Source organism: Salinactinospora qingdaonensis, from assembly GCF_039539445.1.
Taxonomy (GTDB): Bacteria; Actinomycetota; Actinomycetes; order Streptosporangiales; family Streptosporangiaceae; genus Salinactinospora; species Salinactinospora qingdaonensis.
The window spans coordinates 149,102-172,850 of sequence record NZ_BAABDD010000008.1 but is presented as its reverse complement, the minus strand read 5'-3'; the positions used below and the strand labels follow the sequence as shown (position 1 = coordinate 172,850).

Genomic DNA, 23,749 nt, shown 5'->3' with positions numbered 1-23,749 from the left:
TCGGCAGCTCGGGGCGGGCGGTGCCTGAGGGAGAACGGGCGCCACGACGGCGCTTGGGTCGCCGTGGAGCCACCACCACAACAAGGCAAGCAGGCGTGGGGCGGGCACCGTGGCCGGGCAAACGGGCGTGGGGCGGCTCGGCGCCTTCCGGTGCACTCTCAGCCACCGCCCGACCGGTGTATCCCCCCACACCAGCGGCACCCGGCACAACAGCGATGTGTCAGAGACACAGCGCCCCCTTTCAAGGCTGCCGAGATCGCGCAGCGATCGAGGCACGAGCGACCATCACGCCCTTCCGCCCCGGACACACACCAGACCCCCACCTACACCCCACCCCCGGCGTGACAAACCCATAGAAACACCCCCCCATGGGCGCGGCCTGCACGCTCTTCACCGCAGCCTCACCATGGCACCCTTCTCCGGCCATAAGCCGCGCCGTCCCTCCTTCGGCGCTTCTTCCGGACTTCCGGTAGAGGTACCGCTGAATTCGAGGTGACCCCCATGTGTGCTGGGCGAGTGTCGTGACTTTTGCCACCGGTTGAATTTTCGGTTACAGAACTAGTCCGGCGTGTTCCTCATCTCACATCCGATGGTCTCGGCTGTCGATGCCGCCACCCATGGGATCTCTGTTTTTCCAGTTCATGTGCTGGTGGGCGAGTCGGCCTCACAACTTGCCGCCGAATGCCGGGGTATCGTGTCGCGTTCCTGTCGCCACGCAGTAGAGCCGCACGCTCAGCGCTATGACCAGACATTTCTCCGCGTCGCCGCGTAGAGGTCTCTGAACTTCCCCGATGTTTTGTGGGGAAACATAACTTTTTGGGCTATATTTTCCCGGTTTACACGTATGCGGAGATTCAACTAGCTTCCCCGGCGGAAAAATTCGGTTTCGCTGCGCTCCGGTGACGCGGACTTCGGAGGAGAAGTGATGCGCAGGCTTACGACCTGCGCATTTTTCCGTATCCAGGGCGGCAGCCTGTGAATGTGCCGGAGGTGACTGGTCGTGCCGACCAGCCATGAGCTTCGCTCGCGCTTTTTCACGTCCTCCCCGGTTCGCAGTTGGGCTTTCCGGTTCGCGGTCGCGACGTCGTGCACGCTGCTGCTGCTCGTGCCTATGGGACTGCCCCCCGTGCCACCGATCACAGGGCTGCCATGGCTCGGCGGTGTCGCCCACGCCGACGTCGAAACCCCTGAGCAGCGCTCCGGCAGTGCCGACGGGCTCTCCCACGAGGCTTCGGCCGCCGACACCTCGGCTGAGGTGACAGAGTCCGGATCGAGCGCGCCGGCCCCCGCCGAGGCCCTGCCCCACGAGCGCGAGACAGTACCCGAGGGTGCTGAACCGCCGGACCCGCCCGAACCCACCACCGAGCCCAGCCCGGCCGCCGCCCGCACACTGGCCTCCGAACGGACCTCGCAACTCCCGGCCGCGCCAGACAGCGAGATCTCCGGCTTCGATAAGGACACCAGCGAGGAGCTGCCCGAGGAACGCACCGAGTTCTCCCGCACCTTCACAAACGCCGACGGCACGCGAGCCACCCAGTTCTCGCTCACCCCGATGCACTTCCGCGCCGCCGACGGCGATTGGGAGGAGATCGACACCTCCCTAGTGACCAAAGACAGCGACACCTGGACCAACGCGGCCGACTCCAGCAACGTCGACCTGGCCACCCACGCCGACGCCGCTTCCCTGGTCCACATGGAGCTGGGTGAAGGCAGGAGCTTCGGGTTCGGCCTCGCCGGAGCCCAACCCGCCCCAGGCGAAGTCTCCGAGAACGACCCCAGCACCGTCACCTACCCCGAGGTGCTGCCCGAGACCGACCTGGAACTGCGGACGCTGGTGGGCGGCGGCGTCAAGGAGACCATCGTCCTGTCCGCCCCGCCCGACACCGCGCAGCAGGCCACCTGGCAATTCCCGCTCGACCTGGACGGGGTACGGCCCGAGCTGGCCGACGACGGCGGGGTGGCCCTCCTCGACACCGCCTCCGGCGACCGGGTCGGCCACATCCCGGCCGGCCATATGACCGACTCCGACATCGGACCCCGCAGCGGCGACGGCGCCTACTCCGAAGCCGTCGACTACGAGCTGCTGGAAACCGCGGACGGCTGGACCTTGCAGGTCAGCGCCGACCTCGACTGGCTGACCGCGCCCGAGCGGGTCTACCCCGTGCGCGTCGACCCCACCTCGGCCAAGAACTTCGACGCTTTCCAGGACACCTACGTCCAGGACAGCCACAGCAGCTCCCACTACCTCGACCAAGAGCTGAAGATCGGCACCTACAACGGCGGCGGCACCAAGACCGCCACCTACCTGAAATTCGCCTCGATGGTCGACGAGCTGAGCAACCACAAGATCTACAACGCCGAGCTGTACCTGTTCAACCACTGGTCCTACTCGTGCACCCCGCAGCCGGTCCGGGTCTACGCGGTCAACGAGCACTGGGAGCAGCGCGACGTCGCCAGCTATCCCGGCCCCTCCTACGACTCGACATCGCTGGCCACCGGGGAGTTCTCCCGCGGCTGGATGCCGGCGGGCGCCTCGTCGAGCTCCTGCCCGGCCCGTTACGAAGGCATCGACCTCGGCACCCGCGGGCGCGACCTGATCCAGGAGTGGGTCGACGGCGACCGGCCCAACTACGGCCTGACCGTGCGCTCTTCGGAGACCAGCAGCCACGGCTGGAAGAAGTTCGGCAGCCTGCAGTCCAGCAACGCCCCCTACATGACGGTGGTCTACAGCCCCTACCGCGCTGACTACGCCTTCGCCCAGGACCCGCCCGAGCTGGAGCCGGCGCCGCTGGCCAACCGCGCCACCTACGTCGACGTCGAGGTGACCAACCGCGGCGACACCACCTGGACCCCCACCAACAACTACGAGCTGAGCTACCAGGTCTACGACGCCGACGGCAACGAGGTCAGTAGCCACGACGCCGCCGTCACCGAGATGCCCGAGGACGTCAGCACGGGCGAGACGGTCACCGTGCGGGCCAAGATCAACCCCCTCGAACCGGGGGAGTGGACCGTCAAGTTCGACATGAAACACGGCTCGAAGTGGTTCTCCGACTGGGGCGTGCCCCGCACCGCCCAACTCGGCTTCGAGGTCCCCGACCTGCCGCCTCAGGTGGTCGACTACAGCCCCCGCGACGGCGCCCGCGTGGCCACGCTCACCCCCGAGTTCACCGCCATCGGCCGCAACAACGACGACTGGCCCGACGAGAACGTGGAGTTCTACTTCACGCTGTGCGACAGCCTTGACGAGGACGAACGCACCTGCCAGGAGTCGGGGTGGCAGGCCGACTCGCTGTGGCGGTTCCCTTCGGGGCACCTGGAATGGGGCGAACAGTACTACTGGGCGGTCCACGTCCGCGACGGGCAACAGACCACCGAGAGTCCATGGCTGCGGCTGATCGTCGAACCCGACCAGCCCGCCATCACCTCCAACCTCGCCGGAGGAGGCGCCGCCGCCGACCAGGGACCCGGAGACGTCGACCCGCTCATCGGCAACTTCTCCCGCACCATCACCGACGCCACCGTGGCCACCACCGGGCCGCCGCTGAGCGTCACCCGCACATTCAACTCCCAGGACCCGCGCCAGGACGGCATCTTCGGCGCAGGGTGGTCCACCCGCTTCGACATGGGCGTGCGCCCCGACGCCGACGGCACCGGCAACGTCGTGGTGACCTACCCCGACGGCAGCCAGCACCGGTTCGCCCGCAACGCCGACGGCTCCTTCACCTCCCCCACGGGCATGCACGCCACCTTCGCCGCTGTCGAGGGCGGCGGCTGGCGGCTGATGGACAAGTCCGCCACCTCCTACATCTTCGACGCCCAAGGGCGGCTGACCTCGGTTACCGACCACCAGGGCCGCTCCCAGCAGCTCACCTACGACGCCGACGGCCAGATCGAGACCGTCACCGGCGCGGGCGGGCGCAGCCTCTCCTTCGGCTGGTCGGGCGGCCACGTCGCCACCGTCACCGCCGCCCCCGGCGAGGCCGCCGCCGCCCAGTGGGACTACACCTACACCGGTGACCGGCTCACCGAGGTGTGCGACCCCGAGGGCGGCTGCACCAGCTACACCTACACCGACGGGTCGCACTACCGGGCCGCCGCCGTCGACGCCAACCCCTACGGTTACTGGCGCTTCGAGGAGACCAGCGGCGACACCGGCGCCAACGAGGTCCCCACCGAGCTGGGCGGCGAGCCCGCCACCTTCGTCGGTTCCCCGCTGGGCGCCCAAGGCGTGACGGCCGGTGTCACCACCAACGCGCTCGACTCCGCAGACGGCTCCTACGCCAAACTGCCCACGTCCACCCTGCAGCGCGTCGGCACCCACCTCACCCTTGAGACCTGGTTCAAGACCACCGGGCACGGCACCGTCATCGCGATGATGGACGGTGACACCGGCATCCCCGACTGGCACGTCCCCGTCGTCTACGTCGGCACCGACGGCAAGCTCCGCGGCCAGTTCTGGAACGGGCTGTCCGAACCGATCGCCAGCACCGCCACCGTCAACGACGGCCAATGGCACCACGTCGCGCTCACCGGGGCCGGCGCCACCCAGTTGCTGTACCTCGACGGCGAGCAGGTCGGCTCGGTCAGCGGCCAGATCGACCACCATGGCATGGAGTACCTGCGGGTCGGCCAGGGCTTCGCCAACAGCACCTGGCCCAGCACCACCGACGAGCGCGCCGCCTTCGACTTCACCGGCCAGATCGACGAGGTCGCTATCTACCAGCGGCCCCTCGACGCCGCCACCATCGGCCTGCACTACGAGGCCGCCACCAACCCCGCTGACCGGCTCACCACGATCACCACCCCCGAAGAGCGGGTGCAGACCGAGTTGGACTACAACGAGGCCACCTCCCGCGTCGTCGACTACGTCGACCACAACGGCGGTGTCTGGCACTACAGCGACCGCGTCTACAGCGGCGACCCGCCATCCCAGGACGAGGATCGGGACGTCACCGCCGAGGTCACCGTCACCGACCCGCGCGGCCACGACACCGTCTCCGCCTACGACGCCCTCGCCGGCAACCGGCTGGTACGCACCGACGACCAGCTCGGCCACAGCACCACCTTCGCCTACGACACCGGCGGCTTCCTCGCCGAGGTGACCGACCCCAACGGGGCCGTCACCACCTACCACAACGACGAGCGCGGCAACCGCGTCGCCGAGCAGACCTGCCGCGACACCGACAACACCGTCTGCCACACCCGGTGGTACGACTACTTCCACAACCCCGACGACCCGTTCGACCCGCGCAACGACCGGCTCGTCGCCAGCCGCGACGCCCGCTCGGCCGGTGAGGACGACGACACCTACCTCACCGAGTACACCTACGACGAGCACGGCAACCAGCTCACCAAGCGGCTGCCCGCCACCAGCGACTTCCCCGACGGCCGCACCGTCGAACGCACCTACACCACCGGCACCGAGGACGCCGTCGGCGGCGGCACCGTGCCCGCCGGGCTCCTGGCCACCACGACCGACCCGCGCGGCCAGGTCACCACCCGCGCCTACACCGCGGCCGGCGACCTCGCCATGGTGCGCGAACCGACCGGGCTGACCACCGAATACACCTACGACGCTCTCGGCCGCAAGCGCACCGAGACCGTCGTCACCGGCGCCAACCCCGACGGCGCCACCACCACCTACACCTACGACGGCGCCGACCGCCTCGAAACGGTCACCCACCCCGAGATCACCAACGAGGTCACCGGCGTCACCCACACCGCCTCGGTCAGCTACACCTATGACGCCGACGGCAACCGGCTCACCCGCACCCGCTCCGACCTCACCGGCGGCGACGCCGACCGGGTGACCTCGTGGACCTACAACAGCCACGGGCTCGTCGCCACCACGACCGACCCTCTTGGCAACACCGAGGAGTTCCACTACGACGAGACCGGCGCCCGCACCCGCTACATCGACGCAGCCGGCACCGAATACCACACCAGCTACACCTCCCGCGGCCGGGTCGCCGAACGGCGCCTCTACGACTGGGAGGGTGCGCAGCAAACCAGCGGTGTCAGCGCCCGCGTCGCACCCCCGAGCCTCACCCTGGAGTCCAACTCCTACGACCCCGCCGGGCGGCTCGCCAGCACCACCGACGCCATGGGCCGCACCACCTCCTACACCTACTACGCCGACGGCCTGCCCGCCGAGACCATCGCCACCGACGCGCTCCTCAACGACGCCACCGAACCCCGCGACGTCGTACTGGAGTCCCGTGGCTACGACGCCGCCGGCAACCTCACCAGCCTCGTCACCGGCGGCGGGGCCACCCGCACCGAGTACACCTACGACCCCGCCTCCCGCCTCGTCGAGGAGACCCTCGACCCCGGCGGCCTGAACCGCACCACCTCCTACACCTACGACGGCGCCGACAACCCGATCACCGTCACCCGCTCCGACGGCTCTGGGCGCGTCGAGGAGACCCACAACCTCTACGACGCCGGCGGCAACCTCATCAAGGAGACCGTGCTCGCCGACCGGGGCCCCGACGACAGCGACCCCGCCGACGACACCGAGCTCGTCACCACCTACACCGTTGACGAGCGCGGCCTCGTCACCGAAGTGGTCGACCCCCGCGGCAACCAAGACGGCGCCGACCCGGCCGACTACACCACCGAGCGCCGCTACGACGTGGCCGGGCGGCTCGTGGAGGAGCGCCGCCCCCGCGCCCTCGTGGTGGAGCACGGCCAACCCGACACCTCCACCCACCCCGTCGTCACCCACGGCTACGACAACGCCGGCAACCGCACCCACACCGTGGACGCCAACGGCAACACCACGGTCACCGCCTACGACAAGCTCGACCGGGCCGTCTCCACCACCGCCCCCTCCTTCACCGGCGCCGGCGGACAGATGCTGACCCCGGTCACCACCACCGACTACGACGCGCTGGGCCGCGTCACCTCCCGCACCGACGCCCTCGGCAACACCCGCTCCTACACCTACGACCAGCTCGGCAACGTCGCCACCATCACCGACCCCCTCCTGCAAGGCGAAGACACTCCAGGCGAGTGGCAGTTCACCTACACGCTCAACGGCGAGCGCACCAGCGTCACCGACCCGATGGGCGCCCGGCTGGAGGCCACCTACGACGACCTCGGCCGGCAGGTCACCGAGACCCAGGTGGAACGCACCCCGCAGGCAGCGGCCTTCACCACCTCCTACACCTACGACGACGCCGGCAACACCACCGCCGTCACCGACCCCACCGGCGAGCAGCGCACCAGCACCTACAACGCGGCGGGCGAACTGATCGCCGCCACCGACGCCCTCGGCAACACCACCACCTTCGGCTACGACCTCGCCGGCCGCGCCGTCGAGACCACCACGCCCACCGGCACCTTCACTCAGACCCGCTACGACCTCGCGGGCCGCGCGATCGAAACCATCGAGCGCGACGCCGACGGCACCGAGCTGCGCTCGGATTCCACCGAGTACGACGCCGCCGGCAACCCGACCGCGACGACCTCGGCCAACGGCCACACCACCACCGCCACCTACGACTCCCACAACCGGCTGACCGAGCTCGTCGAACCCGTCGACGACACCACCTCCATCACCACCACCTTCGGCTACGACGCCGCCGGCAACCGCACCCGCGTCACCGACGGGCGCGGCAACGCCACCCACACCACCTACAACGCCATCGGCAAGGTCGCTTCGGTCATCGAGCCGGCCACCGACGCCCCCCCCGACGCCGCCGACCGCACCTGGAACACCTACTACGACGCCGCCGGCCAGCCGGTGCGCGAGCAGGCGCCCGGCGGCATCGTCCGCGAACGCACCTACGACGCCCTGGGCAACCTGGTCCAAGAGACCGCCACCGGAGCCGAGGCCACCACCGACGACCGCACCTTCGACTACGACCTCGCCAGCCGACTCGCCACCGTGGGCAGTCCGGTCGGCGACATCGAGATCACCCGCGACGACCGCGGCAACGTCGTCCAACTCCTCGGCCCTGAACGCGACTCGCTCCTGGGCGCCATCCCAACCGCGAACTTCACCTACGACGCGGCCGGGCGACTCACCGAGCGCGAGGACGCCACCGGCACGGCCACGTTCACCTACGACACGGCCGGCCAGTTGGAAACCCAGACCGACCCGCTCACCGGGCAGCAGCAGACCCTGTCCTACGACGACGAGGGACGCCCCGTCGAGGTGACCACCGATGGCGGGGCCGTGCGCACGTTCTCCTATGACCCGCTCGGCCGGCTCACCGAAGACACCCTCACCGACGACTCCGGCACCACGACAGCAGCCACCAGCTACGACTACGACCCCGCCGGACAGCTCGTCGAGAAGGTCACCCAGGGCACCGCCGGCGCCGGCACCCAGACCTACGGCTACGACCGGGCCGGTCGACTCACCTCATGGACCGCGACTGACGGCACCACCACTAACTACGACTACGACGCCGCCGGCAACCGCACCCAGGTCGGCTCGCGGACCTTCACCTACGACGAACGTAACCGGCTGGTCTCCGCCAGCGACGGCCAGACCTGGACCTACACTCCGCGCGGCACCCTCGCGTCCCACACCGACGGCGGCCTTACCCAAGCGCCGGTGTTCGACGGCTTCAACCGGCTCACCACTTCGGGAGACGGGGCTTCAGCCTACGACTACGACGCGCTGGGCCGCATCGTCAACCGCACCGTCATCCCGCCGGGGCAGCCGTCGTCGGGCGACACCAAGCAGCAGGTTTTCGTCTACGGCGGGTTGGACAACAACCCGGTCGCCGTCCTCGACGGGTTGCAGGACCCGGTCTCGGCCTACAGCCGCAACCCCCATGGCGCGCTCATCAGTACCCAGGAGCGCGGCCAGAACGCGGCGTTGGCCTACGTCAACAACCACACCGACCTCGCCGCCACCTACACCCCGGCCGGGCAGGTGGCCTCCTCGACGGCCTTCTCACCCTTCGGTAAACCCCAGGCCAGTAACGGTTCCGCCCAGTCGTTGGGCTACCAGGGCGAGTGGACCGACCCCACCACCGGCGACGTCAACATGCACGCCCGCTGGTACCAGCCGGAGACGGGCCGGTTCGCCTCTCGCGACACCATGACCCTGGAGCCCAACCCCTCCATCCAGGCCAACCGCTACGTCTACGCCAACGCCAACCCCCTGACCGGAACCGACCCGTCAGGGCATTTGGCTTTTACCACAGCCGTTGCCGCGGCCGGCTTGTTCGTCGTGGGTTCTGCCCTCATTCTCTCCGTCAGCAACTACTATCGGCAGCATCCTCCGAGCATTAGCATTCCGGAGGTCGAGGTCCCGAGCGTCAGTCTTCCGTGGACCCAAACGGCGGATGTTCCGAAAGTAAAAACCAATACCAGGACTCGTACGACGAGTGTCAGGCGGGACGCGAGAACCACTTCCTGCAACTACTTCACGCAGATTTGTCGCTACATCAGCAGATCGAAGCCTGGGTCGGGTAGTTCCGGCGGTTCCGGTGGCGGTGGTGGAGCTGGTCCGGTTCGTACCCCCGGAAGTAGTAGGGTTCCGACTTCGTGGCGTCCTCCGGCGCGTGGCGCCGCCGCATCAAATAGCGGCCAGAAGACTAGCGCGCCGGTCAAGCGGATCGACCCACGCAAGAAGATCCTTGAGGAGATTCTCAACACCGCTGTTTCCCGGCCGACCATCTCCAACCCGGTCAGCCAGGAAGAAATTGATGAGAAGAGAAGGCGAGAAGAGGAAAAGGAGAAAATATATAAAAAATCTTTAAATAAGTTTGACGATATTTATCTTGAATTTAAGAGTAAAAATGTTGATCCTTTTGTGGGGCAAAATTTGAATGCCCAGCAAGAGAGTGATATAAGAAAGAGGTGTAAGGGTGGGGGAGTCAAGTATGGTCCGATTGTAGCGGGGAAGCGTACAGGGACAGTTGGGCGTTATTGTAGTCCTGAAGATTTGAAGGGAGGGTCTGAAGCCGATAAGCATTATAATCCCCCTGGTTGGCCGCATAGGAATGACTTTGACTCTGAGCTAAGGAGCTACCCATTTAATCGTGGCCACCTTGCTGCTAGAGAGCTAGGTGGATCTGGAGAAGATCGAAGGAATCTAGTTACTCTGCATAGGAGTGCAAATGCTCCAGGCGGAATGCGGCCACTTGAAATGAAAATAAAAAATGCCGTTAAATCGGGGCAGATTGTTGTTTCTCGCACTACTCCAATTTACGTCGAAGAGCAAGATATGCCTGCATATATACATATGAAGGCAACAGGGAGTGAAGGGCTTGATTTTGATGTTTGTATATCTAACGAGCGTTCTTCTGTGACATACGACGGATCGCATTGTAAGCGTTGATTTTGGATAAACCATGTTTGATGTATCTTTGCTTGATGAATTTTATGACGGCACCTCTTCTGGTGAAGAGAAATTTGACTGGACGCATCTAAAATTTCCTGACGGAAAAATGTTTCCCTCTGATTATCGTGCTTTGGTGGATCGCTTTGGATGTTTTGTTGTTGATGATCATATAATTGTCTCTGATCCAGAGCCGATATTAAAAAATATGAGGATAAACGATCCGCATCATCGTGCGATGGAGCCGAATCATGTGGGCATATTCAACGGCAAGGGCGAACATGGTTATTATGTGGATGCTGAAGAGGTAATAAAAATATCAGATTTGATCCAATGGGGTGATGAAGATTCGGATTTCGCTCTCTTTTGGAATGCCGTTGGCGATCCCGACCATTGGAATGTGGTGGTAACTGACTACTACGAGTTTTGGGCGTACCGTATGGGGGTAGCTGAATTTATTTATTCTCTGTTTGATGGAAGTGTGCAATGTGAAGCTTTTGAGCAAAATGGTTGGCCACACGAAAATATGAAACTTGTTCCGATTGATGTGTGGGGTTCTCCGTATCCCTGATTTGTTGGTGGTCAAGCTGTGGTCATTTGGGAGATGTAAAGTCGTCTTGTTTTAATGAGAGTGGTGTGGCCGCTGTTCAGTATGGTTGCGGCTATGGCGGCGATGGTCGTTGCGCTCTAGAGGATTCCGCCGTGGTGGGTCCGGGACGCTTCAAAGACGAGTCGCGAGGAGAGCGGTGTTCTCGAAAACGATGAGAACGTCGCTCATGTCGAACCGGAGGTCATGGAAGACTTCAGTCGTGAGTACGATGCAATGAGAGCATCGAGCATGAGCACACCTTCCCGATGGAGTTCTGCGGACTCTACGAGATTTCTCCCAGCCTCCACCAGGCGGGTCTCCACGAGTTCGGGTGCAGTACCGGGACAGCGAGACCGTGGCCACCGGGGAGAGCGTGTACTACAGCGTCCAGGTCGATGAGCACAGCGCGCCGGTGGTGCTGCGGGTGCAGTGGCTCGACGACTCCCCGGCCGCCGACGACGTCGACACCATCCTGCAAGCATCCGCGCCGCCTAAACCCCACCACACACCCCGACACGCCCCAAGGCAGGCTTCACCCCATGGGAGCCGGGGCGCCCACTTGCAGGCCTGCCTCTACCTGCCGCTGGCCCGGTTCAGTCCGTTCAGTCTGCGGTGGGCTGCTTTTCCTTGGGTCGGCTGGGCTCGAAGATGGCGGTCACTAGTTCGCTGCACCATTTGAGTAGGTCGAGGTCGCGTAGTGGTTTGCCGCCTAGGCCGCCGGACTTGGGGGCGGGCACCAGTAGGGTCTGCGTGGCCTCCTTGAGCACCGACTTGGGGTAGAGCCGGCGCAGCCGCAACTGTTGAGACTCGCGCAGCTCCACCGGCGCGAACCGGATCTGGTTGCCCTGCAACACCACGTCGGTCAACCCCGCGCTCTTGGCCAGCACCCGGAACCGGGCCACCGACAGCAGATTGTCGACCGGTTGGGGCGGCTCGCCGTAGCGGTCGGCCAGCTCCTCGCGCACATTCGCGATGTCCTCATCACCCTCGACGGCGGCGATGCTCTTATACGCCTCCAGCCGCAGCCGCTCACCCGGCACGTAGTCGTGCGGGATATGGGCGTCGATAGGCAGCTCCACCTTGGTCTCGATCTCCTCGGCGCCCTCGGCGTCGCCCTTCAGCTCCCGCACGGCCTCGCCGACCATGCGCACATACAGGTCGAAGCCGACACCGGCGATGCTGCCCGACTGCTCGGCGCCCAAAATGTTGCCCGCGCCGCGGATCTCCAGATCCTTCATCGCCACATACATCCCCGCCCCGGTCTCGGTGTGCTGCGACACCGTGGCCAGCCGCTCGTGCGCCGTCTCGCTCAGCGGCCGGTCGGAAGGGTAGAGGAAGTAGGCGTAGGCGCGCTCCCGGCCGCGCCCCACGCGCCCGCGCAGTTGGTGCAACTGCGACAGCCCGTAGGTGTCGGCGCGGTCGACGATGAGAGTGTTGGCGTTGGGCACGTCCAGCCCCGACTCCACGATCGTCGTGGACACGAGCACGTCGAAGTTCTTCTCCCAGAAGTCGACCATCACCCGCTCGAGCTGCTGCTCGTTCATCTGGCCGTGCGCGTAGGCCACCCGCGCCTCGGGCACCAGCCGGGCGACCGTGGCCGCGACCTTCTCAATCGAGGCCACCCGGTTGTGCACGAAGAACACCTGGCCTTCGCGCATCAGCTCGCGCCGCACGGCCGCGGCGATCTGCTTCTCGTCATAAGGGCCGACGAACGTCAGGACAGGGTGGCGCTCCTCGGGCGGGGTGAGGATCGTGGTCATCTCGCGGATGCCGGTCATGCCCATCTCCAGCGTGCGCGGGATGGGGGTGGCCGACATGGCGAGCACGTCGACCTGGGTGCGCAGCCGCTTGAGCGCCTCCTTGTGCTCGACGCCGAAGCGCTGCTCCTCGTCGATGATGACCAGCCCCAGGTTCTTGAACTTGGTCTCGTCGGAGAGCAGCCGGTGCGTGCCGATGGCGATGTCGATATCGCCGCGGCGCAGCCCCTCGCGGGCCGCCGCCACCTCCTGATCGGTCTGGAACCGCGAGATCGGCCGCACCTTCACCGGGAAGGAGGCGTAGCGCTCGCTGAAGGTCGACAGGTGCTGCTGCACCAGCAGCGTGGTAGGCACCAGCACCGCCACCTGTTTGTCGTCCTGCACCGCCTTGAACGCGGCCCGCACCGCCACCTCGGTTTTGCCGTAACCGACGTCGCCGCAGATGAGCCGGTCCATAGGCACCGGCTTCTCCATGTCGCGCTTGACCTCTTCGATCGCGGCGAGCTGGTCGGGCGTCTCCACGTAGGGGAAGGCGTCCTCCAGTTCGCGCTGCCACGGGGTGTCGGCGGCGAAGGCGTGGCCCGGCGACGCCTGGCGGGCCGAGTACAGCCGGATCAGGTCGCCGGCGATCTCGCGGACGACCTTGCGGGCGCGGCTCTTGGTCTTGGACCAGTCGGCGCCGCCCATCTTGCTCAGCGCCGGCGCCTCGCCCCCCACGTAACGGGTGACCTCGTCGAGCTGGTCGGTGGGCACGAACAGCCGGTCGCCGGGCTGGCCGCGCTTGGAAGGCGCGTACTCCAAGACGAGGTACTCGCGGGTGGCGCCCTGGATGTTGCGGCTGACCATCTCGATGTAGCGGCCCACGCCGTGCTGCTCGTGGACCACATAGTCGCCGGGCTTGAGCTGCAACGGGTCGACGGTGCCGCGGCGGCGGCTGGGCATGCGCCGCATGTCGCGGGTCGAGGAGCGCTGCCCGGCGATGTCGGCCTCGGTGAGCACGACCGTGCGCACCGAGCGCCACACGAACCCGTTCTCGACGAGGCCGGTGGTGACGGTGGCCACCGCCGGCTCCGGCGGAGCGGACAAGTCCTCACGGAACTGGGCGCCCAAACCGGCGTCGCGCAGCATCGACACCAGCCGCTCGGCGGGCCCGTGGCCCTGGGTGAGCAGCACGACGTTCCACTCGTCGTGCAGCCAGGACTTCACGTCGGCCAGCGCACGCTCGGTGTCGCCGCGGTAGGCGTCGGCGGCCACGGCGCCGATGAGCACCGAGTCGTCCTCCTCGGCGGGTTTGGCCTCACCCGGGTCGAAGGGGGTGATCGTCCACCACGGCAGGCCGAGCCGGTCGGCGTCGGAACGGATCTCGGTGATCGACTTGTAGGCCGATCCGCCGAGGTCGATGGGGGCCTCGCCACCGGAGGCCGCGTTGATCCAGGAGGCTTGCAGGAACTCCTGGCTGGTGGCCTCCAGTTCGAGGGCGCGGGTGCGGATGCGCTCGGGGTCGCAGCCGACCACGTGGGCGCCGTCGGTGAAGTAGTCGAACAGCAGCTCCATACGGTCCGACAGCACCGGCGCGAACGCCTCCATGCCCTCCACGGTGACACCGTCGGCGATCTTGGTGAGCGGTTCGGCCAGCGACGGGTGCTGTCCGGCGAGCTCGCGGGCGCGTTCGCGCACCGTGGGAGTCAGCAGCAGTTCGCGGCACGGCGGCGCGAACAGGCCGGGGCCGGCGTCGCCGGTGCCGGGCCTGTCGCCCGCCACGTCGGTGAGGGAGCGCTGGTCGGCCACCTGGAAGTAGCGGATCTCCTCGACCTGGTCGCCCCAGAACTCCAACCGCAGCGGGTGTTCCTCGGTGGGGGGAAACACGTCGAGGATGCCGCCGCGCACCGCGACATCGCCGCGTTTTTCCACCAGGTCCACGCGCGCGTAGCCGGCGTCGACCAGCGAAGACACCACTGTTTCGAGTTCGACCTCGTCGCCGGCGCGCACCCGCACCGGTTTCAGGTCGCCCAGACCCGCCACCAGTGGTTGCAGGACGCTGCGCACGGGTGCCACGACCACCCGCAGCGGCATGGTGAGCGGGTCGTCGGGGTCGGGGTGGGCCAGCCGGCGCAGTACGGCCAGGCGTTGCCCCACCGTGTCCGAGCGCGGCGACAGCCGCTCGTGCGGGAGGGTCTCCCACGCCGGGAACAGTGCGACCGACTGTTCGGGCAGCAGGGAGCCGAGCGCGTCGGTCAGGTCAGCGGCCTCGCGCTCGGTGGCGGTGATGGCCAGCACCGGACGCCCAGCGCCCACCGGCGCGTCGGCGGCCAGCGCCGCCACCAGGAACGGACGCAACGCCGGCGGCGCGACAAGGTCCAGTCGAGGATCGTGTCCGCCGCGGGCGGCTGTGATGGCTCTGTTGAGGGCCGGATCGTCGGCGACGACGGCCAGAAGTCCGGAAAGGCTCATATCACCAGGTGAGGTGTGACAGTGGTACCGATGGCGCGACGAAGCGGACATGCGGGTTGAGACGACCGGTGCCCTGTACCTACTCTACGCGCCGCGCTAGCGCCGGGCACACGATTATCGTCCACCCGCTTACCTTCAAGTGTGCATCGTCGATCGCCCGCTACGAGCATGTCCCCCTATCCAACACCACGCCCGTGCCGGGTGTTCCCGCCGGGGCGCGGGGTGGGAGCCGCACTCTCGTAGGGCTACCTCGCCACAGCTAAGCCGATGGTGGCGAGTAATACTCTGGTGAACAGTGTTGTGCCGCCCGCAGCCTGGAGCCGATAGGGGAGCGCTATGACCGGGTCCGCCGGCGATCCGCCCACGTTCACACCCGCCTCGGAGGCGATGGCCCACCTGGAGCTGATCCTCAGCGGCGCCTGCCCGCTGTCGGGGTTCATGACCGAAGACGAGGCGGCGGCGGTGCGCGAGCACGGACGTCTTCCCGACGGCACCTGGTGGCCCGTTCCGGTCACGCTGCCGGTGCCCGAGACGCTGGCCGGTGCCGAGCAGGTGCTGCTGACCGACCCTGAGGGCGCCCCGTTGGCGGAGCTGAAGGTCAGCCGGCACTGGCGGGCCGAAGGCACCGACTATCTAGCCGGTGAGGTGCGGCTGGCGCGCCCCGCGGTGCACGGAACGCTGCGCCACCTGCGCCTGCCTCCGGCCGACGCGCGGGCCCGCCGCGAAATCGACCCCTACCGGGACCGGCCGCTGCTGGCCGTGGTGACCGACCGGCCGCTGCACCACCGGGCGCTGCACCAGATCCGAGCGGTGGCCGAGCAGATCGCCGAGGACGGCCGCGCGGAAGTCCTCGTCCTCCTCGACACCCCCTTCGACGACGAGGGCGCCGCCCGCTCCGTCTTGGCGGCCGACCCGCTGCTGCCGGCGCGCACCCGTTTCGTCGTGACCACCCTGCCCGCCTCGCGCGCCGGCGACGACGACGCGGCCGGGCGGCACCGTGACGACCTCCTCGCCGCCCATGTCGCCGCCGCCTACGACGCCACACACGTGCTCGTCGAGCACGGCCCCAACCCGCCGCCCCGCCCTCTCGACAGCGAGCGCCTCGGGCAGCCGCCGATCCCCATCGTCGACCCGCCCGCCCGGGTCTACGACGCCGCGGCGCGGGTGTGGCGCCCCGCCGACCGGGTCCCGCCCGATCGGGTCCGCCCCGAACTCGACGACGACGAGGTGGAGGAGCTGCTGCGGGCCGGCCGGCAGTTGCCCGAATGGTTTACGCCGGCGCGAGTGGCCGCCGAGTTGGCTCGGCGCCGTCCCGCCCGGGTCATGCGTGGCGTCACCCTGTTCTTCACCGGCCTGTCGGGATCGGGCAAATCCACGGTCGCGCGCGGGGTGGCCGAGGCGGTGCGCGAGGCGGGCCGTACGGTGACGCTGCTCGACGGGGACGTGGTGCGGCGGATGCTTTCGGCCGGGTTGACGTTCTCGCGTGAAGACCGCGACCGCAACATCCGCCGGATCGGCTATGTGGCAGCCGAGATCACCCGCCATGGCGGGGTCGCGATCTGCGCACCCATCGCGCCCTACGCCGCCACCCGCGCCGAGGTGCGTGCGATGGTGGAGGAGACCGGCGAGTTCGTCTTGGTGCACGTGGCCACTCCGCTGGAGGTGTGCGAGGCCCGCGACCGCAAGGGGCTCTACGCCAAGGCGCGGGCTGGGGAGATCGCGGAGTTCACCGGGATCTCCGACCCTTACGAGGAACCCACCGACGCCGACATCGTCCTCGACACCACCGCCCTCACCGAAAGCGAGGCGGTGGCTCGGGTGGTCGCTCACCTGCGCGACGGCGGGTGGTTGCCCAAGGCTGGGACGGGTGATCCCGACCGTCACACCCGCCACGGCGGCCACGGGTGACGCCTCGCGGCTCAGCGCATACCATTCCAGGGGCTGGATGAGTGCTCGCCGGCGCCACCTTGTGGCGGTCCGGGGCTGAGTGCTCCCCACTGAACTGGCCTGTATCGACGGAAAGGTCTTGACCGTGCGTTTCCCCCTCCCGCGCCGCATGGGCGCGCTCACGGCCGCGACGGCCGGTGCCGCGCTGCTCGCCCTGACCGGCTGTGGCCTGACGAAGGCGGGCGCGGCAGCGGTCGTGGACGGCGAGCAGATCACCGTTGAGACGATCGAGGCCGACATGAGCGCGGTGGAGGCTCAGGTCGCCCAGTCCTCCAATCAGCAGCTCCCGGCTGGGCAGCGTCCCCAAGTCGCCAGCAACCTGCTGTCCAACCGGATTCAGTTCCTGCTCTACGAACAGCTCGCCGCCGAGCACGACATCGAGGTCGACCGTTCGGCTGTTGACGCCCAGATCGAGGAGGCCGGTGGCGTCGAGGCGTTCCTGCGGCAGGTGCCGCGCAGCCAGGTCCGCGACCTGGTCCGCTCCTTGCTCATCCAGGAGGAACTGCGCAGTGCCAACGCCGGCGAGCTAGCGCAAGTCGCCGAGGGGATGCGTGAACAGCAGCGCCAGGCCCAGTCCGAGCGGCTGGAGGCCATGGGCATGGAGGGCGAACAGTTGCAAAGCCAGCTCGACGCCATGATGGCCCAGATTGAGCCGCAGATCTGGAGCACGGCCATCAGCGAAACCCTGGTGCAGCCCCACGCCGAAGCGGCTGACATCGAGGTCAGCCCGCGCTACGGCCAGATCGACCCGACCACGCTCGTGATCGCACCGGGCTCCAGCCCGCTCTCGGCGACCGAAAACCAGTCCGGGGGCGGCGCTCTGGCGGAGGGCGGGGGAAACTGACCCCATGAGCAGCACCGAGCCGTCCCGTCGACCTGCGGAGAACGCTCCCGATGGGCAGCGCCTGCTGCGGCTGGTCGAGGTCATGGACACGCTGCGGCGCGAATGCCCCTGGGACGCCGAGCAGACGCACGCCTCGCTGGCCAAGTACCTGGTGCAGGAGACCTACGAGGCGTTGGAGGCCATCGAGGAGGGCGACCCGGCCACGCTGCGCGAAGAGTTGGGCGATGTGCTGCTCCAGGTGGTCTTCCACGCCCGCCTCGCCCAGGAGCGCGACAGCGACGGGTTCACCATCGACGATGTGGCCGACTCCATCGTCGACAAGCTGGTGCGCCGCCATCCGCACGTCTTCGCCACGACCGCTGTCGAGGGCGCCGACGAGGTGCGAGCCAACTGGGAGGAGATCAAGGCTGCCGAACGGGCCGCCAAGGGCGGCGACACCGGCATCCTCGACGGTGTGCCCTTCGGTCAGCCCGCCGCGCTCCTCGCCCACGAGGTGCAAAAGCGCGCCGTGCGCAACGGTGTTCCCGAGGACCTCCTCGGCGACGACGGTGGACCCGGCGGTGCGTTGTTCGCCGCCGTGCAGGCCGAGCGTGGTCGTGCGGCCGACCCCGAGATGGACCTGCGCGCCGCCGCCCGCCGATTCGACCATCGGCTGCGCGCCGCCGAAGACAAGGCCCGCGCCGACGGCCGCGACCCGCGCGCGCTCACCCCTGAACAGTGGCGCGCCTACTGGAGATAGCACCTACCGCCCCCGCCTCGCGCTCTGTGCCGGCTCCGGCCGAGGGGATCAGCGGGTGCTGTGCTGGGCGGCGAGCGCTCCCAGCGACTCGGTGGGGCCCCCGTCGATCTCGTGGGGCGGGGTGGGGGCGGGGCGGCGCACGCTGTCGCTCATCCGTAGCCACAGGCCGACGATGATCCAGCTTGAGATCAGCGACGATCCACCGGCCGACAGGAACGGTGTGGTCATTCCGGTCAGCGGGATGAGCCGGGTCACCCCGGCCAGGACCACGAACACTTGGAACGCCAGCAGGAAGGCGAAGCCGAACGCCATGATCTTGATGAAGGGTTCTCGGGCGGCCAGCGCTATGCGGTAGCCGCGCTCCACCAGCAGCGCCAACAGGACGACGACGGCCATGAGGCCGGCCAGTCCGAACTTCTCCCCCACGGAGACGAGGATGTAGTCGCTGTCGGCGGCGAAGATCTGGGCGGCGCGCCCGTCGCCGAAGCCGGTCCCCACCAACCCGCCTTCGGCCAGGGCGAACAGTCCCTGCACCACCTGAAAGCTACCGCCGGTCGCCTCGTAGACCCGCGGCTCGAAAGCGTCGAGCCAGATCGTGACCCGCTGCTGGACGTGCCAGAACGTCAGCCACGCCACGTAGGCCGCGCCCAAGAACAGCGCCAGGCCGATCGCGATCCAGGACTTGCGTTCGGTCGCGACGTAGAGCATGGCCAAAAACAGCGCGAACAACAGCAGTGAGGTGCCCAGGTCGCGGGTTCCCACCAGCAGCAGGATCGCCACCGACCACGCGACGATCATCGGTCCCATGTCGCGGAGGCGGGGCAGGGTGAACACCTTGACAGGGCCGATCATCACCCGCCGGGCGGCCAGCGACAGCACGTCGCGCTTGATCACCAGGTAGGAGGAGAGGAAGATCACGCCGACGATCTTGGCCAGCTCCGAAGGTTGTGCGGTGAAGCCGGCGACACCGATCCAGCGCCGCGCGCCGTAGTTCTCGATGCCGATCACCGGCAGTATGGGGGAGGCGATGAGCGCGATGGCGCACACCGCCATGAGGTAGGGGTAGCGTTGCAGCCGTCGCGGTTCGCGCACCGCCAGCAGCACCACGATCGTGGCGGCCAGGCCGATCAGCGACCACAGCAGTTGCCGCGGCGCCGTGCCCGGCTGTTGCGGGCCGGCTGTGTGCAGACCCCAGATCACGGTCAGTCCGAGCCCGTTGAGTAGGGTCGCGATCGGCAACAGCAGCGGGTCGGCCCATGGGGCGAGCAGGCGCACGGCGACGTGTGCCAGCAGCGCCAACCCCACGAACAGCGAAGCGCATACGCCCAGGTAGGGCGGTAGGGAACCGGTCAGTTCAAAACCGGCGAGGACGAAGCCGCCGATGGCGGCGCCGATCGCCACGATCAGCAGCAGCAGTTCGGTGGTGCGTCGGGTCGGTGGCGAGTGAGCGTTCGTCTCCCGTGGGTGCGTCATCGTCCTTTTCGTGGTGAGCCTCGGTTGAGGCACTCGGCCGGCGTCACCCGCGGGCGGCGCCGCTGTGCCCCGCGCCCCAGGGGCGGGCCGCAGTCTCGGGGTGCTCGTTGTTCGATTCCCCTATGTCGTGGCGCACCGGCGCCCGCCCCCCGCTAGGCGTGCCGATACTTCGGGCACACCGCACCGGCGTGGCTGCGGCTCTGCGCTGCTACAGCGGCGAGCACTGGCTGCGGGGCCAGAGATGGGTCTTTCCCGAATGGTAGAGCGGCGCGGCAGCGAACCACGCCCTGGGGGTGAGGGTGCGCGTGGCGTCAGGAGCGAGTGCTCGAATCGTGCGCTTGGACGGTCTCGGCCGCGGTGGGGTCGGGCTCGTGGCCTTCGGTCGCCGCCGTGGCGCGGCGCTCGGCGAGGTGGGCCCGCAGCGACCAGGTGATGGCCGCCCCCCAGACGAGGGCGATCGCGGTATAGAGAGCGATCTGGGCCGTTCCCGGGAGGGTCACTAGCTCGCCGGCCAGGATCGCGCGCGTGTTGCTGAGGATGATGACGCCGCCCACAGCCGAGCCCAGGACACGCGGTGGGATCACCCGGACGATCCACGCGGCGATCGGGGCGGCGATCACTCCGCCCACCAGCAGCACCGCGGCCCAGGCGAAGTTGATGCCGGACGTGCCCAACCCCACCAGGAAACCGCCGCTGGCGGCGATGGCGATGATGAATTCACTGGAGTCGATCGAGCCGATCACCTTGCGCGGCTCGATGCGCCCGCTCGCCAGCAGCGCGGGCGTGCCCACCGGCCCCCAGCCCCCGCCGCCGGTGGAGTCGATGAAGCCGGCCAGGACCCCGAGGGGGGCGAGGAAACGGCGGCGGACGGGCTTGCCGAGTTGGCCACGTCGAGGCTGCCAGATCGTGAATCGGGCCACAATGTAGATCCCCAGCAGGAGCAGGATGCCCGACATGAGGGGGGCGGCGGTCTGGGTGGAGATGTGGCTGAGGAACGTCGCGCCCGCGAAGGCCCCCACGGCGCCAGGGAGTGCGATGCGCCGCACCACACTCCAGTCGACGTTGCCGAGGCGCCAGTGGGATGCCCCCGAGGCCAGGGTCGTCCCGATCTGGGCGAGATGGACGGTTGCTGAGGCGGTGGCCGGGGTGGCCCCTATGACCAGGAGGAGTGTTGTAGAGGTGACGCCGTAGGCCATGCCAAGACTGCCGTCGACGAGTTGCGCGAGGAGTCCAACCAGCCCGAGGAGGACGAGGGTGTGCATCGGGGGCCTTCCCATTTATTCCGACCTCTTCGGTGGGAATAGTAGATGAAACGGGGGAGTAGGTCCAAGTTTCCCTTACCGGCCCCGCACTGTTACCCCTGCCCCCACAGGCTGTGTGCAGCATAGCTGTGCTGCGTCGATCCCCCGTGTAGCACCGGTTGGAGGCTGCGTGGCCCCTCAGCGGCGGGGGGCTCGCGGCGGCCACATCCGGCCGCGACACGCCCGGGGCGGCGCACCTGAGACAGGTGCGCCACGTCGACAGCACAGCCCATCCGCTGCGATGCGGGCCGGCTGAGGGGGCGGCTGCCGCCACTGGACCAACTGGACTAAACCAATCGGGGGTGCGGGGGAGACGCCTGAGGGCCGAGATCGGTAAGCTCGGGGTGGTTTCCGTGAGGCTGTCGCGCGCCCGCGCCGCCTCACTGTGCAACTGCTACGCCGCACCCGGTCCGCGCTCCCGGCGCGGGTCACGGACAGTTCCGAGGAATGGAGTACAACCTTGTCGTCGATCGAGGCAGTGCAGGCGCGGGAGATCCTTGACTCTCGCGGTAACCCGACAGTCGAGGTCGAGGTCCTGCTCGACGACGGGACGATCGCTCGCGCGGCGGTCCCCAGCGGAGCCTCCACCGGTCAGTTCGAGGCGGTCGAGCTGCGCGACGGCGGCGACCGGTTCGGCGGTAAGGGCGTCGAGAAGGCCGTTGCGGCTGTCAACGACCAGATCGCCGACGAGCTCATCGGCTTCGAGCCCGAAGAGCAACGGCTGATCGACCACGCGCTCATCGACCTCGACGGCACGCCCGGAAAGTCCAACCTGGGCGCCAACGCGATCCTGGGTGTCTCCCTGGCCGTGGCCGGTGCCGCGGCCGAGACCGCCGACCTGAAGCTGTTCCGCTACATCGGCGGCCCTAACGCCCACGTGCTGCCGGTGCCGATGATGAACATCCTCAACGGTGGCGCTCACGCCGACACCAACGTCGACATCCAGGAGTTCATGATCGCCCCGATCGGGGCCGACAGCTTCCGCCAGTCGATCCGGTGGGGCGCCGAGGTCTACCAGGCCCTCAAGAAGGTGCTGAAGTCGCACGGCCTGTCCACCGGCGTCGGCGACGAGGGTGGCTTCGCCCCCAACCTCGACAGCAACCGTGCCGCTCTCGACCTCATCATCGAGGCCATCACGCAGGCCGGCTACACTCCCGGCCGCGACATCGCCCTGGCCCTCGACGTCGCCGCCAGCGAGTTCTACAAGGACGGCAGCTACGAGTTCGAGGGGAAGACCCGCACCTCCGAGGAGATGGCCAGCTACTACGGGGAGCTGCTCGACGCCTACCCGCTGGTCTCCATCGAAGACCCGCTCAACGAGGAGGACTGGGAGGGGTGGACGAAGCTGACCGCCACCATCGGTGACCGGGTTCAGCTCGTCGGTGACGACCTCTTCGTCACCAACCCCGAGCGGCTACAGCGCGGCATCGCCGAGCGGGCCGGCAACTCGCTGCTGGTCAAGGTCAACCAGATCGGCACGCTCACCGAGACCCTGGAGGCCGTCTCCCTGGCCCAGCGCAGTGGCTACACCGCCATGATCAGCCACCGTTCCGGCGAGACCGAGGACACCACGATCGCCGACATCGCGGTGGCCACCAACGCCGGCCAGATCAAGACCGGCGCCCCCGCGCGCAGCGAGCGCGTCGCCAAGTACAACCAGTTGCTCCGCATCGAGGAGGAGCTCGACGACGCCGCCGTTTACGCCGGCGCCTCGGCCTTCCCGCGCTTCAGGCACGAGGGCTGATCCCGCCGTGTCTCGACCGGAACGGCCCGCAGGGTCCCGCGCTCGCGCGGGGCCCCGGGCGTCCGGTTCGTCCGCGCGGGGCCCGCAGACCTCCGGACGGGGGCGCCGCCCGACTCCCGGCAGCGCGGGCGCTGCCAAGCGGCGTTCCGCCCGCCGGCGTCCCGCGCTGACCAGCCGCGCCGCCATCCTCGCCCTTGTCGTGTGCGTCATCGCGCTCAGCCTGGCCTACCCACTGCGCGAATACATCGCCCAGCGTGCCGAGATCACCCGGCTTCAGGAGGAGCTCTCCCGCACCCGCGGCGAGGTGGAGGACTTGCAGCAGCGCTACGATCGGTTGCAAGACCCGGGCTATGTCGAACGGCTCGCCCGCACCCGGCTGCACTACCAGTACCCCGGTGAGCACACCTACGTCGTGTTGGGCGCTGAGGAGGACGACGCGGAGCAGCCCGAGGCCGACGAGCCCGCCGACCCCTGGTTCACCCAGTTGTGGAAGTCGGTACGCGAGGCCGATCGCGCTGCCCCCGACACGGGGAGCATCCCCGAGGCCCAAGCGCCCGCCCACTGACCCGCATGGCGGCCCACCGCGTCCTCCGTGCCC

Annotated in this window: 10 protein-coding genes; 7 read left to right on the top strand and 3 right to left on the bottom strand. The window is 68.0% G+C overall.

Annotation, left to right across the window (positions count from 1 at the left end; all coding sequences use genetic code 11):
• Positions 1-1,000: 1,000 nt before the first annotated feature.
• The gene (locus ABD848_RS11050) at positions 1,001-10,306 is read left to right on the top strand and encodes a DNRLRE domain-containing protein (RefSeq protein ID WP_344970604.1); all 9,306 of its coding nucleotides are present in this window, start codon (positions 1,001-1,003) and stop codon (positions 10,304-10,306) included.
• A 13-nt stretch (positions 10,307-10,319) separates the two neighbouring features.
• Positions 10,320-10,877 carry a hypothetical protein gene (locus ABD848_RS11045; protein ID WP_344970601.1) on the top strand — a complete coding sequence of 186 codons (558 nt, stop codon included), beginning with the start codon at positions 10,320-10,322 and terminating at the stop codon, positions 10,875-10,877.
• A gap of 620 nt (positions 10,878-11,497) precedes the next feature.
• On the opposite strand, the gene mfd is transcribed toward ABD848_RS11045, so the two are convergent.
• Positions 11,498-15,103, bottom strand: coding sequence for a transcription-repair coupling factor (mfd, locus tag ABD848_RS11040; RefSeq protein ID WP_344970600.1), 3,606 nt, complete (start codon positions 15,101-15,103; stop codon positions 11,498-11,500).
• A gap of 336 nt (positions 15,104-15,439) precedes the next feature.
• Here mfd and cysC point away from each other — a divergent pair, with 336 nt between their 5' ends.
• From cysC to mazG, 3 genes are all read left to right on the top strand, one after another.
• Positions 15,440-17,011 (top strand): adenylyl-sulfate kinase, encoded by a 1,572-nt coding sequence (cysC, locus tag ABD848_RS11035; protein ID WP_344970598.1) that lies wholly within the window; start codon positions 15,440-15,442, stop codon positions 17,009-17,011.
• Between the two features lie 124 nt (positions 17,012-17,135).
• Complete coding sequence (locus ABD848_RS11030) at positions 17,136-17,894, top strand: SurA N-terminal domain-containing protein (RefSeq protein WP_344970595.1); 759 nt, start codon at positions 17,136-17,138, stop codon at positions 17,892-17,894.
• A gap of 4 nt (positions 17,895-17,898) precedes the next feature.
• Positions 17,899-18,633, top strand: a complete 735-nt coding sequence (mazG, locus tag ABD848_RS11025; RefSeq protein ID WP_344970591.1) for a nucleoside triphosphate pyrophosphohydrolase — start codon at positions 17,899-17,901, stop codon at positions 18,631-18,633.
• 48 nt (positions 18,634-18,681) lie between these two features.
• Here mazG and ABD848_RS11020 read toward each other — a convergent pair whose 3' ends face one another.
• Both ABD848_RS11020 and ABD848_RS11015 read right to left on the bottom strand, forming a co-directional pair.
• Positions 18,682-20,106: an FtsW/RodA/SpoVE family cell cycle protein gene (locus ABD848_RS11020; protein ID WP_344970590.1), complete on the bottom strand. Its 1,425-nt coding sequence runs from the start codon at positions 20,104-20,106 to the stop codon at positions 18,682-18,684.
• A 311-nt stretch (positions 20,107-20,417) separates the two neighbouring features.
• Positions 20,418-21,368, bottom strand: coding sequence for a sulfite exporter TauE/SafE family protein (locus ABD848_RS11015; RefSeq protein ID WP_344970588.1), 951 nt, complete (start codon positions 21,366-21,368; stop codon positions 20,418-20,420).
• A gap of 499 nt (positions 21,369-21,867) precedes the next feature.
• Here ABD848_RS11015 and eno point away from each other — a divergent pair, with 499 nt between their 5' ends.
• Positions 21,868-23,151 (top strand): phosphopyruvate hydratase, encoded by a 1,284-nt coding sequence (gene eno, locus ABD848_RS11010; RefSeq protein WP_344970586.1) that lies wholly within the window; start codon positions 21,868-21,870, stop codon positions 23,149-23,151.
• A 199-nt stretch (positions 23,152-23,350) separates the two neighbouring features.
• Positions 23,351-23,716, top strand: a complete 366-nt coding sequence (locus ABD848_RS11005; RefSeq protein ID WP_344970584.1) for an FtsB family cell division protein — start codon at positions 23,351-23,353, stop codon at positions 23,714-23,716.
• The last annotated feature ends 33 nt before the right edge of the window (positions 23,717-23,749 follow it).